General features: G+C 65.1%; 13 protein-coding genes. 8 read left to right on the forward strand and 5 right to left on the reverse strand.

Annotated elements, in window-relative coordinates; all coding sequences use genetic code 11:
* Window positions 1-26 precede the first annotated feature (26 nt).
* Complete coding sequence (locus tag LMT64_RS01300) at window positions 27-1,499, forward strand: pyruvate kinase (protein WP_126352254.1); 1,473 nt, start codon at window positions 27-29, stop codon at window positions 1,497-1,499.
* On the opposite strand, the gene LMT64_RS01305 is transcribed toward LMT64_RS01300, so the two are convergent.
* On the reverse strand, window positions 1,500-2,228 hold the full coding sequence (locus LMT64_RS01305) for a GNAT family N-acetyltransferase (RefSeq protein WP_126352253.1): 729 nt from the start codon (window positions 2,226-2,228) through the stop codon (window positions 1,500-1,502).
* A gap of 123 nt (window positions 2,229-2,351) precedes the next feature.
* Here LMT64_RS01305 and lepA point away from each other — a divergent pair, with 123 nt between their 5' ends.
* Window positions 2,352-4,151 (forward strand): translation elongation factor 4, encoded by a 1,800-nt coding sequence (gene lepA / locus LMT64_RS01310; RefSeq protein WP_126352252.1) that lies wholly within the window; start codon window positions 2,352-2,354, stop codon window positions 4,149-4,151.
* Window positions 4,152-4,346: 195 nt separating this feature from the next.
* Here the strand turns inward: lepA and LMT64_RS01315 are convergent, their stop codons facing one another.
* The gene (locus tag LMT64_RS01315) at window positions 4,347-5,591 is read right to left on the reverse strand and encodes a tetratricopeptide repeat protein (RefSeq protein WP_229253267.1); all 1,245 of its coding nucleotides are present in this window, start codon (window positions 5,589-5,591) and stop codon (window positions 4,347-4,349) included.
* Window positions 5,592-5,711: 120 nt separating this feature from the next.
* On the opposite strand from LMT64_RS01315, the gene LMT64_RS01320 reads away from it, so the two are divergent.
* Window positions 5,712-6,602, forward strand: coding sequence for an alpha/beta hydrolase (locus LMT64_RS01320; protein ID WP_126352250.1), 891 nt, complete (start codon window positions 5,712-5,714; stop codon window positions 6,600-6,602).
* Between the two features lie 91 nt (window positions 6,603-6,693).
* Window positions 6,694-7,737: a nitric oxide synthase oxygenase gene (locus LMT64_RS01325; RefSeq protein ID WP_170165993.1), complete on the forward strand. Its 1,044-nt coding sequence runs from the start codon at window positions 6,694-6,696 to the stop codon at window positions 7,735-7,737.
* Window positions 7,738-7,841: 104 nt separating this feature from the next.
* Here LMT64_RS01325 and LMT64_RS01330 read toward each other — a convergent pair whose 3' ends face one another.
* Together LMT64_RS01330 and lepB are read right to left on the reverse strand one after the other, a co-directional pair.
* Entirely contained in the window at window positions 7,842-8,381 is a 540-nt protein-coding gene (locus LMT64_RS01330) for a hypothetical protein (RefSeq protein ID WP_126352248.1), read from the reverse strand.
* Window positions 8,382-8,491: 110 nt separating this feature from the next.
* Window positions 8,492-9,088, reverse strand: coding sequence for a signal peptidase I (lepB, locus tag LMT64_RS01335; RefSeq protein ID WP_126352247.1), 597 nt, complete (start codon window positions 9,086-9,088; stop codon window positions 8,492-8,494).
* Between the two features lie 113 nt (window positions 9,089-9,201).
* On the opposite strand from lepB, the gene LMT64_RS01340 reads away from it, so the two are divergent.
* The 4 genes from LMT64_RS01340 to LMT64_RS01355 all read left to right on the forward strand — a co-directional run bounded on the left by LMT64_RS01340 (window position 9,202) and on the right by LMT64_RS01355 (window position 12,368).
* Window positions 9,202-9,534 carry an FKBP-type peptidyl-prolyl cis-trans isomerase gene (locus LMT64_RS01340; protein ID WP_126352246.1) on the forward strand — a complete coding sequence of 111 codons (333 nt, stop codon included), beginning with the start codon at window positions 9,202-9,204 and terminating at the stop codon, window positions 9,532-9,534.
* A gap of 77 nt (window positions 9,535-9,611) precedes the next feature.
* Complete coding sequence (locus tag LMT64_RS01345; protein ID WP_170165992.1) at window positions 9,612-9,764, forward strand: hypothetical protein; 153 nt, start codon at window positions 9,612-9,614, stop codon at window positions 9,762-9,764.
* Between the two features lie 51 nt (window positions 9,765-9,815).
* On the forward strand, window positions 9,816-11,357 hold the full coding sequence (locus LMT64_RS01350) for a DNA polymerase/3'-5' exonuclease PolX (protein WP_126352245.1): 1,542 nt from the start codon (window positions 9,816-9,818) through the stop codon (window positions 11,355-11,357).
* Window positions 11,358-11,366: 9 nt separating this feature from the next.
* The gene (locus LMT64_RS01355; RefSeq protein ID WP_126352244.1) at window positions 11,367-12,368 is read left to right on the forward strand and encodes a lipoate--protein ligase; all 1,002 of its coding nucleotides are present in this window, start codon (window positions 11,367-11,369) and stop codon (window positions 12,366-12,368) included.
* Here LMT64_RS01355 and LMT64_RS01360 read toward each other — a convergent pair.
* Window positions 12,320-12,988, reverse strand: a complete 669-nt coding sequence (locus LMT64_RS01360) for a winged helix-turn-helix domain-containing protein (RefSeq protein WP_126352243.1) — start codon at window positions 12,986-12,988, stop codon at window positions 12,320-12,322. The two genes, LMT64_RS01355 and LMT64_RS01360, sit on opposite strands and share 49 nt — an antisense overlap.
* Window positions 12,989-12,996: the final 8 nt, after the last annotated feature.

Genomic DNA, 12,996 nt, shown 5'->3' on the forward strand with positions numbered 1-12,996 from the left:
TGACACGGGGTAGGCACAGTACCGCTATGAACCCTGCCCCCCCTGCCGTCACGGATGTACCGTCTCATGCGCTGGCCCTGCTGCGGTGTCAGCTGTCTGAAGTCATGACGACCGTAGAGGCCGATACTGCCGATGTGTTGCAGAGGTGGCAGCCCTGGCTCCAGCGTGCCAGCTATTGGCCCAGTGCCCATAACCTGGCCGCTTATCTGGCCCTGCGCCGCCATGACCTGCGCGAACTGCAAGCCGAATTGGTGAGGTGGGGGGTCAGTTCGCTGGGCCGCTGTGAGCCACATGTTCAGCCCAATTTACAGGCGGCAGTGGCAGCGCTGGCGGCCCTGGATGGTGAGCGCCCTGTTCAGTCTGTGTACAGCCAGTTCGCCGAGCTGTCCAGCCGTCTAACGCAGCACAGCGCCGAGCTGCTGGGTCAGGCCCAGGGTGGGGTCATGGTGACTTTCCCGTCGGAAGCAGCCACAGAGCCCGCGCTGGTCCACGACTTGCTGACGGCAGGCATGACTGTGGCACGGATCAACCTGGCACACGACGGTCCCACCGAGTGGGAAGCGATGCTGCACCACTTGCAAATGGCCCGTGAGCAGACCGGGCGGCCCTGCCGGGCCTTGATGGATCTGGGTGGCCCCAAGGTTCGCACCACTGAGCCGCAGTGGCCGGGTGAAGCGGCGCGCCTAAAGGTGGGTGATGAACTGGAACTCGGCGGGGACGTGGCATCGGCGTCCGGTGAGCGTCCCTGGGTAGGCTGCACACTGCCAGCTGCGTTAGCACAGGTACAAGAAGGCCAAGAGGTCTGGTTTGATGACGGCAAGCTGGGCACGGTGGTGGTGGCGACGCAGCCGGGCCGCCTCACCCTGCGTGTCACCCAAGCCCGCGCCAAGGGCGAGCGCCTCAAAGCCGAAAAGGGGATCAATTTCCCCGAGACGGCTCTGGAACTTCCTGCACTGACCGACCAGGACCGCCGTGACCTGCACTTTGCTGCCCAGCACGCCGATATGATCGGGTACTCCTTCGTGCAGACCCCACAGGACGTGCTGGCCCTGCTAGCAGCTCTGGACGCGGAAGGTGCGCCCGCCAGTCTGGGGATCGTACTGAAGATCGAAACCCGGCTGGCGGTGCGGAACTTTCCCGAGCTGATGGTCTGCGCCGCTGGGTCGCGTCCCTGTGGAGTGATGATTGCGCGCGGGGATCTGGCGGTGGAGCTGGGCTTCTCCCGCATGGCCGAGCTGCAAGAAGAACTGCTGTGGCTCAGCGAGGCAGCCCACCTGCCGGTCATCTGGGCCACCCAGGTGCTGGAAGCCCTGGTCGAAAAAGGCGTGCCTACACGCGGCGAATTTACCGACGCCGCCGGGGGGATGCGGGCCGAGTGCATCATGCTGAATAAGGGGCCATATGCGGTGCAGGCAGTGCGCGAAGTGACGGCCCTCAGCACCCGGATGCACCAGCATCAGCACAAGAAGCGGCCCCAACTCGGCATCTTGGAACTGTAATTAGTGGGCGGCAGTCCAGGTCAGGCGCATTCCAGCCAGGCGGAATCCGGCCCGCATCACATTGCGCTCACTGCCTGTTCCGGGTGTGACCATCACGGTGGCAAGGTCGGCCCTTTCCTGTTGCGCGGCATTCAGGCGAGCCGCCAGCAGCGCCGTTTGTAGGCCGCGTCCACGGAACTCTGGCCGAGTGGCGGTGCCGTGCAGGGCTGCCACGCCGCTTACGACGCTATAAGCTCCGGTGGCGACGGGCTGACCGTCTACCTTGGCCCACCACAGCCGCTTGCCGGGAGCCAGGGCCACGGCCCGCATGATCTCGGCGGTACTGGGGCCGAATCCCTGGGCGGCCAGCCCTGCCCAGTCCAGGGCGTTGTCTGTCTGGTGCATGTTGGGCGGTGTCAGAGGCAGGTCTTTCAGATCATGGGCGTACACGTGCAGCACATAAGTCAACTGAAATCCGCGTGCATTCAGCGCGGACAGCAGCTCCGGCGCGGCGTGCGATAGAGCGTGCACAGTCGGGGTCTGGCCATGACGGGCGCAAAATGCCTCGAAAGCGTCCCACTCAGTTTCAGTTGGGACACAGGTACCGTCGTGCCAGGCGGTGTCCAGCGGCGCAGCATCCTCAGTCCAGACGGCGACCAGGGGCCCGAACCGCTCCCAACCACCGGGGGACTGTGCAGCATGTGCAGCAGCCTCAGCCTGGGCGATGCGGGGCAGGAGGTGGGCGGGCATGGGGGCAGTGTAGGGCCGCAGACTGTAAATCCTCCTGTGCCATTTGGCGTAGCTGTACTCACAAGCTCATCACTAACGGGCGTGACGGTCAGCGAGTACCCTCCTGCTCTAGACTGCTAGGCAATGACTGGCAGTCCATCCATCCGCAACTTTTCTATCATCGCTCACGTGGATCACGGCAAATCTACGCTGGCCGACCGTATTCTTGAGCACCTGGGCGCGATGGGCGAGCGTGACAAGCGCGACCAGACCCTCGACACGCTGGAGCTGGAGCGTGAGCGCGGCATCACCATCAAGTCCACGCCGATTCGCCTGAAGTATGTCCGTGAGGGCGGTGAGGAGTACATCTTCAACCTGATTGACACGCCGGGTCACGTGGACTTCAACTACGAGGTCTCGCGTTCCCTGGCGGCCTGCGAGGGCGTGCTGCTGCTGGTGGACGCCTCGCAGGGGGTGGAGGCGCAGACCATCGTGAACGCCTACCTCGCCATCGACAACGACCTGGAAATCGTGCCGGTGGTGAACAAGATCGACCTGCCCGCCGCCGACCCTGAGGGCGCCGCGCAGGAACTCGAAGAGGTCATCGGCATTCCCGCCGAGGACGCCGTCTTCGCCAGCGGCAAGACCGGCGTGGGCGTGCCGGACATCCTCGAAGCCATCGTGGAGAAGATTCCCGCGCCGAGCGGCGACCCGGCGGCCCCGCTCAAGGCGCTGATCTTCGATTCTTTTTACGACGCTTACCAGGGCGTGATCCTGTTCGTGCGGGTGCTGGAAGGCACGCTGAGCCCCAAGGACCAGATTCACCTGATGAATGCGGGTAAAAACTTTGACGTGGATAAGGTCGGAACCTTCAGCCCCGGCCTGGTCGTGGGCGACACGCTCCCGGCGGGCGCGGTGGGCTGGGTGGCCGCCGGCATCAAGGACATTCAGGACGCGCAGGTGGGGGATACCCTGACCGGCAAGGAGCGGCGCACCGAGGAACCCTTCCCCGGCTTCAAGCCCGCGCAGCCGGTGGTGTTCAGCGGGCTGTATCCCACCGACACCGAGGACTACCGCAAGCTGCGCGAGGCGCTGGAAAAGCTGAAGCTGAACGACGCCGCCTTCAACTTCGAGCCGGAAACCTCCGAGGCGCTGGGCTTCGGCTTTCGCTGCGGCTTCCTGGGCCTACTGCACGCCGAAATCATTCAGGAGCGCTTGGAGCGCGAGTACGACCTGGACCTGATTGCCACCGCGCCCGCCGTGGTGTACCGGGTCACCCTGACCAACGGCGAAGTGTTCGAAACCCAGAACCCCGCCGAGTTTCCCACCCGTGACCGCATCGAGCTGGTCGAAGAACCCTACATCAAGCTGAGCGTGATGGTGCCCGAGGACTATGTTGGGCCCATCATGGGCCTACTGCAAGAGCGTCGGGGCAGCATGCAGACCATGAATTACATCGGCAAACGGGTGGAGCTGGTCTACGAGGTGCCGTTCGCGGAGATTCTCTACGACTTCCACGACCGCCTCAAGTCTATCTCGCGCGGCTACGCCAGCATGGACTACGAGCAGATCGGCTACCGCGAGGGCGACCTGCGCAAGGTGGACATTATGGTGAACGGCGACGTGATTGACGCGCTGGCCGTCATTGTCCACGAATCCAAGAGCTACAGCCTGGGCCGCAAGATCGTGGACAAGATGGCCGAGGTGATTCCCCGGCAGATGTTCCCGGTGCCGGTGCAGGCCACCATCGGCGGCAAGATCATCGCCCGCGCCACCGTCAAGGCGTACCGCAAGGACGTGCTCGCCAAGTGCTACGGCGGCGACATCACCCGCAAGAAGAAGCTGCTGGAAAAGCAGAAAAAAGGCCGCGCCCGCATGAAGCAGTTCGGCACGGTGGAGGTGCCGCAAGAAGCGTTCCTGGCGGTGCTGAGTACCGAGGACTAGAGGCTGCGCCGGAAAATCGTAGGGGTGGGCACAGCCTCACGGTTTTACGCAAGCAGACTGGCACAGCTCCGCAGGAGAGCGAGTGGGCACTGCTAACGTTGGACGCTCCACTCCGTTTTCCGGATAACCTTTAGCGGCAAACATCAACCGAGTGGGCGGCTGCGCCGTAGGCCCATCCGCTGTTGGGACGCCGATCTATAGCCTAGCCAGGGCCTGCTGCGCCGCCGCAAACTGGGGCCGCAGGCGCAGGGCTTCGGTGTAGGCGGCGCGGGCTTCGGCGGTGCGGCCCAGGCCCGCCAGGGCGCGGCCCCGCCAATAGTGGGCCTCTTCGTGGCTGGGAACGTCGCGCAGAATGTTGCCGCTCAGCCGCAGCACGTCGGCGTAGCGGGCCGTGCGGGTATAGGCCTCCAGCGGCCCGAAGGTGTACCACAGCGTGCGCCAGGGCAGGCCGCCCTGCACCCAGCTGGGGCGGGTGGGGTCCAGCGCCGGGTTGGGGGCCGCGGCAAAGGCCCGGTCAAAGTAGAGGCTGGCCATCCGTGCGTCCCCGATATTCAGCGCCGCCTGTCCTGCCGTCAGCCAGCCCACGGCGTCGTCGCGCGCCTGCGCTTCGGCCAGTGCCGCTTCCAGGTGACTCTGCTTGGCCACTTGCGGGTCGGCCTGATCGCCCAGCAGGGCCGTGACCGCCGCGCCCTGCTCCGGGGGATACACCGCCAGATAGGTGCGCCCGAAAGTCCGCCACAGTTCATCGAAGGCCGCGTAGTCCATGCCCAGCGGCCCCAGGTACGAGTCCAGTGCCAAGAATTTCTGCGCCGCGTCGTCGTAGCCGGTAGGGACCCGGAAGTGGCCCATGCCGCCGTCATCCGTCACGAACCAGGTGTGGACGATCACGGGAATCCCTTCGCTGAGCAGGCCACGGATCAGGTCGATGCTGCCTCCGGGGGCAAGGTGTGTGTCCAACCCCTGAGCGCGGGCGTAGGCAGCCAGCTCTGCGGGCGTCACGTTCACGTCGCCCGCAGCGGGGCGGACTGCTGGCGCGATGTCGTACTGGGTGTCTGGCGTTCCCCACACGCTCATGGCTGTCCCGAGGGTGGCCGGGCCGCAGTTGTTGAGGCGCTGGTACTCGTGACGCAGGCCAGGGAGACTGGCGCTGGCGGGCAGGGTTGGTGTGGGCGGTGCAGACACCTCCGCCGCGGTCACTTCAGGCGTGGGGATAACTTCCGAGCGGGCTTCTTCAGCGGCCTCGGTTGCATCTGGCGTGGGTGCGGCCTGTTCCTGTGAGGTGGCAGGCAGTGGCTCCGTCGCTGGGAGTGCAGGGGCGGGTGCGACTTCGGCGGGGGGCGGCGTGGCGGCGGATTCGGGAGCCGCTTGCAGCGTCTGTAGGCCCAGGGCCAGCGCTGCGGTGATCAGCAGTCCTCCCGCGAGCAGGGGGAAACCGTTCATGCTCCAGTCTGGCGGGCCGGGACAGACGGCAAGGTGAGCGACCTTCCGAGAGACTTCATGCTGCGGCGCTCAGGATGATCGGCACAGTCGGGGTGCGGCGTATACGCAAGACTGCGCGCTATGGCCGTTACCCCTCAGTCTGTCCGCCAGCGCCGCTGGCTCACTGTGCTTGCCGCTGGCACGCTGGCCCTGACTCTGGGCAGCTGCGCTGCGCTGAATCCTGTTCAGACCCTCAACCGTACGGTTTCCACGGCGGGACTCACGGTGCAAACCGACCTGGTCTACGGCAGCACCGAGCGTCAGAAGCTGGACATTTACGCCCCTCAGAATGTGCGGGGCGCGCCCACCGTACTGTTTATCCACGGCGGCAGCTGGGCCAATGGCAACAAGGAGGACTACCGCTTCGTGGGTGAGAGCCTGGCCCGCGCCGGCTATGTGGTGGGCGTGATGAACTACCGTCTGGCCCCGCAGTTCCGCTACCCCAGCTACATTCAGGACAGCGCCCAGGCTCTGGCTTTCTTGCGCTCACAGGCCGCCCGGTATGGCGGCAGCCCCGATAACCTGTTCCTGATGGGCCACTCGGCGGGGGCCTTCAACGCCGTAGAAACCGCCGTGAACGAGCGCTGGCTGCGCGAAGCGGGCGTGCCGATTTCGGCAGTGCGCGGTGTGATCGGACTGGCGGGACCGTACTCCTATGACTTCCGCGATTTTCCCAGCCGCAACGCTTTTCCCGAAGGCGGCCTGCCGGATGAGATCATGCCTGACCGTCATGTGCGCCCGGACGCGCCGCCACATTTGCTGCTGACGGCTGAGAACGATCAGACGGTTCACCCACAGAACGCCATCAACATGGAGCGCGCCCTGAGGGCCGCTGGTGCTCAGGTAGAGCGCCGCGAGGTGGCCCGCGTGGATCACGTCACCATTGCCGGAGCGCTGGCCCGTCCCCTCACCTGGCTAGGAAAGACCCGCGCCGACGTGCTGGAGTTTATCGAAGCCCAGCGTTTGCGCTAAAGGTCAGAGAAAGGTGCAGGGGCGGCAGCGGGGTCTGCCCCGGCCCACCCCCGAGCCTTTTGCCCTGGCCTGAGCGTCTATGCTCAGGCGCATGGCTGACTCCTGCTTCGCTGACACCGAATGGAACCGTTTCCTGACACTGTATGCCCAGGAGACGGGGAAGGCGGCGCGGCGCCCCGGCGGCGGCCCCTATGTCCCCACCTCCGCCGAGCTGACCTTTGCAGCGCGGGTGGCTTGGCGCAATGCCCCGCGCTGTGTGGGCCGTGCCTACTGGCCGTCCCTGGAGGTGCGCGACCTGCGGCATCTGCATGACCCGGTCGCCGTGTTCCAGGCGCTCCAGGAGCATCTGCGGTGGGCCTGGAACGGGGGCCGCATCCGCAGCATGATGAGCGTCTTCGGCCCAGAGGTGCAGATTCTGAACCCGCAGCTGCTGCGCTACGCCGGGTACGCCGACGGCCTGGGCGACCCGCAGAACCGCAAACTGACTGCGCGGCTGACGGAGCTGGGCTGGCAGCCCCCGGCGCAGCGTTCGGCGTTTGACCTGTTGCCACTGGCACTCCGGGTGGGCGCACAGACGCGGCTGTTCAGCTGGGACGCCGCCGACGTGCATGAGGTCGAGATCATCCACCCCGACGTAGGACCGCTGGGCCTCAAGTGGCACGCCCTGCCGGTGGTCAGTGACATGGAGCTGCGTTTTGGGGGCCTGACCTATCCCTGCGCGCCTTTCAACGGCTGGTATCTTCAGACCGAAATCGCGGCCCGCAACCTGGCCGACCGCAGCCGCTACGACGCCTTGCCCGGGCTGGCTGTGCAACTGGGTCTTGACACCTCGCGTGAGCGGACGCTGTGGCGCGACCGGGCGCTGGTTGAGATGAACCGCGCCGTGCTGCATTCCTTTGACCGGGCGGGCGTGCGGATGGACGACCACCATAGCCTGACCCAGCAGTTCGTGGCCTTTGAGGAGCGCGAGCGAGCGGCGGGGCGGCAGGTGAACGGCCAGTGGGACTGGTTGATTCCGCCGCTGTCCCCGGCCACCACCCCCGTCTGGGAGCGGCACTACCGTGAGCGTCCGCTGACGCCGGGGTTGTTTCACCGTGCGGGCACCTGTCCGCAGGCGCCAGCAGACATCCCCTAGCCCAGTTCCCACTTGTGCGGCAAAGCCTCCTCAGCCCAAAACAAAAAAAGCCCCCGGAAGTGGGGGCCTGATGGGGTTGCGGATTAGACGCCTTACTTGGCGTGTTACTTGAACTTCAGCGATTTCAGAATGGGGGTAAAGGTGCTGTCGCGGTTCACGGCGTAGGTGTTGGGGTTGTCAATCAGGTTAAAGGCAAAAGCGTTGTTGCCCTTGACGGCGCCCCAGAAGCGCACGCGCTTTTCCATGGTCTGGCCCTGAGCGTTTTTGCCGCTGATGGCGTACTCGATCTCTTTGCCAGCCACACCACCGTAGGTGGCGTCTTTGGCTCCCAGGCGGCGCACGGTCAGCCCCTGGAACTTGACCTTCTCATAGGAGCTGACCAGTTCGGGCAGCGTATCAATCGAAGCGTTGGTCTTGTTGACGGTCAGTTCGATCAGGGCACCGGGAGCTTTGCCCAGGTACACGCCGGAGCTGGCCTGCCCTTTGGGAGTCAGCACCTGCCAGGTCTGACCACTGGCTGCAGGCACGGTAAAGGAAAAGGGAGAGTTGGGGTCGTTCAACTCGTAACCCTGGGTCTGGGCCAGGCCAGGAGCGGCAATCATCACGGTGGCCACCGAGGCCAGCAGAGTCTTGGATACGTTCATACCCAGCACCGTACCAATCCCGTATGAGCGTTCGATTGGTTCAGGCTGACGCGGGCCTGACGGCCAGCTGGTGGGGTGCCCTCTAGGCCACCTTTTCCGCTGCTGGACCTTCATTTCGTTGCGGTCAGCGCCAATGCACGCGGTGTCGGCCACAGCCGCATCTTGGCCTGGCCCACCACGTCCTGTACCCGTATAGGACCGTAAGTCCGCGAGTCCAGGCTGCTGCCCACCAGGCGGTTGTCGCCCATGACCCACACTTCACCTGCGTCCAGAGTCAGCGGCCCAAAATCGTCCACATAGCCGGGCAGCGTGTAGCTTTCGGCCAGGGCCTGACCATTGACCACGACCCCACCTTTCCGCGCCTCCACGCGGTCTCCAGCCGTGGCCAGCACCCGCTTGATATGGGCTGGGCGGGTTCGCCACTCCAGTCCCAACCACTGGTGGTCCGCATAGGAATAAGGGCTACCTGGCGGGCCTCTGAACACCACGAGGTCACCGCGCTGTGGAAAATCCGGGTCCAGCCAGCGCGGATATTTCTGCAGCAGCAGCAGGTTGCCGCTTTGGAGGGTGGGCCGCATGGAATCACCGCTCACCCGTGCCAGTGAGACGCCGTAGGCCAGAACCAGCCCCAGTAGCGCCGTGAGCAGATAGGGCCAGCCAACAGCCCAGAACTGGTGCAGACGCGGGGGAGAAACAGTCGCGGGCATAACGCGTCCAAGTGTAGAGGCTGGGGATACGCAGAGGAGGATGTAGCCGCACAAGGCTTAGAGCCTCTTGATCTGTCTTGGTCTGCCTGCAGCCAGCCGTTAAGCTGGGAGGCATGAGTGAACTCAAAGTAGACAAGTATCAAGAAGGCAGCGGCGAAACCGCCAAGAAGGGTGACGTGGTGAGCGTTCATTACACCGGTACCCTGGAAAACGGCCAGAAGTTCGATTCCAGCCACGACCGTGGTGAGCCGATCCAGTTCGTGCTGGGTGGCGGTCAAGTCATTCAGGGTTGGGACCAGGGCATCCAGGGGCTGCGCGTGGGGGACAAGGCCAAACTGACCATTCCCAGCGATCTGGCCTACGGTCCTGCGGGCATCGCGGGCGTGATTCCCGGCGGTGCCACGCTGATTTTTGATGTAGAGCTGGTCGGCGTGCGCCAGGGCTAAGGTCCGTCTCTCATCCAACCTGGCTGGGCGTGGTCCCTGCCAGGTTTCTTGTTGACCCGTCCGGCTACACTGCCTCCATGAGCCCCAGACGCCAACGTACCCGCCGGGAGCCTCCGCGTGACCGCTACGAACAGCAGCGGGAGCGCAATGGCCGCTTCTGGAAGACGAATCTGCTGATAGACGCGGTGATGGCCGTCTTTGTGGCGGTGATGCGGGTGCTGGGGCGCTAGGTCAGAAAGCCCCCGCAATCTGCCACTGGTCCGCCCTCTATCATGCCCCCTATGGCTGACTTGACCCGCGCTGCACTGTCCCGCAAAGACCTGGTCCGCGCCCTGAACCAGACCGCCGACCTGCTGGATGTGCTGGGCAGCGATGAGGGCGGCTTCCGGGCCACCGCCTACCGCAGCGCCGCCCGCAGCCTGGACCGCTTGGAGGCCAGTTCGGAGGATTTACAGGCCACACAGTTTGCTGGCGTCCCCAAAGTGGGCAAAGGCATCGCGCAGGAGCTGCTGGCTTACCTGGCTACGGGCCGCTTTGCCCCACTGGACGAGGTGGCCGAGCAGGTACCCGAAGGGGTGCAGGGCCTTTTTGTGGTGCGGGGCCTAGGACCGAAAAAGGTACGCGCTCTGTGGGACGCGGGCATTGACTCGGTGCCCCGCTTGCTGGCGGCGGCCCAAAGCGGTGAGCTGGCTGGGATCAAGGGCTTCGGGGCCAAGGGTGCTCAGGCGCTGGGAGAGGCCGCCGAGTTCGTGTTGCGCTCGCAGGACCGTTTTCTGCTGTCCAGCGCCCTGCAAGCCGCCGAGGCTGCCCAGGCGCGCTTGCAGGCGGCGGGCCTCACCGCGCAGCCGGGTGGCGAACTGGCAGGGCAGCGCGACACCCTGAGCGGCGCAGAGTTGCTGGCCGGGGGTGACGCGGCAGCCTGGGCCTCGGCGCTGGCGGGGCTGGAAGGCTGGGAAAGCATCGGAGAAGAGGGAGGGACGCTGGTGGGCCGCCTGGCGGGGGTACCGCTTACGGTGCGCCCACGTGGGGCGGCACCGGCGCAAGCGGCTTATGCGCCCTTCGGTGAACCCGAACACGCGGGGCTACAGCTGCCCGATCCGGAATCGCTCATTCAGGTCAAAGATATCCAGGGGATGCTCCACACCCACTCGGTCTGGTCCGACGGCACGGCGACCCTGCGGGCCATGTTGGATGAAACGCTGCGCCTCGGCCACAGTTACCTGGGAACCGGCGACCACTCGCAGGCGGCGGCCTATGCGGGCGGCCTGGCCCCGGAGCGGCTGCGCGAGTACACCGCCGAAATCAGGGCCATGCAGGCGGAAGGCCTCCCCATCCTGGCCGGGGCCGAGGTAGACATCCTGGCCGACGGCTCGCTCGATTACCCCGACGACCTCCTGGCCGAGCTAGATTATGTGGTCGCCAGCGTGCATTCCAACTTCGGGCTAAGTCAGGCCGCGCAGACGGGGCGGCTGGTGCGGGCCGCTTCACACCCACTGGTCAACATTCTGGGCCATCCCACCGGACGCTTGCTGTTGCGCCGTGAAGGCTACGCAGTGGATATAGACGCCGTGCTGGAGGCCTGCGCCGCTCACGACACCGCCGCTGAGATCAACGCCAATCCCTGGCGGCTGGACCTGCGCTGGCAGGACGCGCTGCGCTGGCGCGGCCGGGTGCAGTTCTCTATCAACACAGACGCACATTCGCTGGGCGGCCTGCGTGACCTACGTTACGGTGTGATGATCGCCCAGAAAGCGGGTCTGACCCCGGCAGACGTGGTGAATTGCCTCAGCGCCGAGGACTTCCGCCGCTGGGCACGCGGCTAAAGTAGGGTCATGCACTATATCTGCAACGCTGACAACCATGACGTGACCGTCAACCTGGCGCTGGAAACCTATCTGGTCCGCAATCGCCTGGTGGACGGCCCGCTGCTCCTCTTTTACATCAACGACCCCTGCGTGATCGTGGGCCGCAACCAGAACACCATTGAAGAAATCAACCGTGAATACATCGATGAACACGGGGTACAGGTTGTGCGCCGCCTATCGGGGGGAGGCGCGGTCTACCAGGACGGGGGCAATCTCTGTTACTGCTTTATCAAGGACGATGACGGCTCGTTCCGCGACTTCGCCAGCTTTACGGGTCCGGTGGTGCAGGCGCTTCAGTACCTCGGTGCCGAGGAAGCTGCCTTGCGTGGACGCAATGATCTGGTGATCGGCGAGCAGAAGATTTCCGGCAACGCCATGTATGTGGCCGGGGGCCGGATGACCGCGCACGGCACGCTCCTGTACGACGTGAACTTGGGCAATGTGGCCGCTGCGCTGACCCCGCCCAAGGAGAAGATCGAATCCAAGGGCATCAAATCGGTGCGCGCCCGCGTCACCAACATTCGCCCACACCTTGCCCCGGAGTATCAGACACTCAGTACCGGCGAATTTCGCGATGAAATCCTGCGCCAACTGGCAGTCCAGAGTGGCGAGGAGATGGTGGAATACAGGCTGACGGAGGAGGACTGGCAGGCAATCGAGAAAATCCGCCAGGAATATTTCCTGAACTGGGACTGGAATTTCGGGCGCTCACCGGACTTCAGCCTCGAAAAGCGCTGCAAGTTCCCTGCGGGCCTGATTGACGTGCGGATGAACGTGGAGAAAAAGCACATCCAGGATATCCGCATCTATGGTGATTTCTTTGCGCAGGACGACGTAGCCGATCTTGAGCGGGCACTGACCGGGGTGCCGTACCGCCCGGAGGACATCACTGCGGCGCTGGAGCCGTTTGATTTGTCGCGCTACTTCGGGGCCGTGGAGCGGGATGAGTTCGTGCGTTTGCTCATCTGACCCTCCTCTGTGGCCCACCAGTTGCCCTGGGTCAGGGCCAGCGCCAGCGGCGGCATGTCTGGGGTAGCCCGGCCTTCGAATTCGTTCAGCAGTGCGTTCAGGCGGCGTTTGAATTCGGCAGCGTCGGCGTCGCCCAGCCGCAGTTCACGCAGGGGCAGCAGCTGGGGCGCGTCCCCGGTCCACAGGTCAGTCACCGGGCCGCTCCGGTTGCCCACCTCGAAGCGCCCGGCTTCTAGCCAGTAGCCCCAGTCGTCCCGCTCCTGCATGGACGCCTGGGCCACCTTGCCCACCAACTGGCGCAATCCGCCTCCATGTTGCTGCCAGAAAAATTCGGCCACGCTGGCGGCCCCGGTCTGGGCGTAGGGCACCAGCCAGGGCTGCGCAGCCTGATAAAGCCGCACGGGTCTGCCCCGGTGGGGGCGCGTGCCCACCTGCTGGGTGATGCCTGAGCGCTGCAACTTCTGCACCAGGCTGTAGGCGCGCCGCCCACTCAGGCCGCACTCCTGCGCCAGATCGCCCACGCTGAGCGGCCCCCGCATCAGCGCATGCAGCGCCGGCAGCAGGCGCGGGTCCAGCAACAAGGCAGCCTGCTGGGAAGTGGCGATGTGGGGGGTGGTCATGTCATGAG

Origin of the sequence: Deinococcus radiophilus, from assembly GCF_020889625.1 — a bacterium.
GTDB classification, from domain to species: Bacteria; Deinococcota; Deinococci; order Deinococcales; family Deinococcaceae; genus Deinococcus; species Deinococcus radiophilus.

Excerpts from the sequence above, each read along its gene's own strand:
- LMT64_RS01300 (WP_126352254.1), top strand. The coding sequence starts at position 27 with ATGAACCCTGCCCCCCCTGCCGTCACGGATGTACCGTCTCATGCGCTG.
- LMT64_RS01305 (WP_126352253.1), bottom strand. The coding sequence starts at position 2,228 with ATGCCCGCCCACCTCCTGCCCCGCATCGCCCAGGCTGAGGCTGCTGCA.
- lepA (WP_126352252.1), top strand. The coding sequence starts at position 2,352 with ATGACTGGCAGTCCATCCATCCGCAACTTTTCTATCATCGCTCACGTG.
- LMT64_RS01315 (WP_229253267.1), bottom strand. The coding sequence starts at position 5,591 with ATGAACGGTTTCCCCCTGCTCGCGGGAGGACTGCTGATCACCGCAGCG.
- LMT64_RS01320 (WP_126352250.1), top strand. The coding sequence starts at position 5,712 with ATGGCCGTTACCCCTCAGTCTGTCCGCCAGCGCCGCTGGCTCACTGTG.
- LMT64_RS01325 (WP_170165993.1), top strand. The coding sequence starts at position 6,694 with ATGGCTGACTCCTGCTTCGCTGACACCGAATGGAACCGTTTCCTGACA.
- LMT64_RS01330 (WP_126352248.1), bottom strand. The coding sequence starts at position 8,381 with ATGAACGTATCCAAGACTCTGCTGGCCTCGGTGGCCACCGTGATGATT.
- lepB (WP_126352247.1), bottom strand. The coding sequence starts at position 9,088 with ATGCCCGCGACTGTTTCTCCCCCGCGTCTGCACCAGTTCTGGGCTGTT.
- LMT64_RS01340 (WP_126352246.1), top strand. The coding sequence starts at position 9,202 with ATGAGTGAACTCAAAGTAGACAAGTATCAAGAAGGCAGCGGCGAAACC.
- LMT64_RS01345 (WP_170165992.1), top strand. The coding sequence starts at position 9,612 with ATGAGCCCCAGACGCCAACGTACCCGCCGGGAGCCTCCGCGTGACCGC.
- LMT64_RS01350 (WP_126352245.1), top strand. The coding sequence starts at position 9,816 with ATGGCTGACTTGACCCGCGCTGCACTGTCCCGCAAAGACCTGGTCCGC.
- LMT64_RS01355 (WP_126352244.1), top strand. The coding sequence starts at position 11,367 with ATGCACTATATCTGCAACGCTGACAACCATGACGTGACCGTCAACCTG.
- LMT64_RS01360 (WP_126352243.1), bottom strand. The coding sequence starts at position 12,988 with ATGACCACCCCCCACATCGCCACTTCCCAGCAGGCTGCCTTGTTGCTG.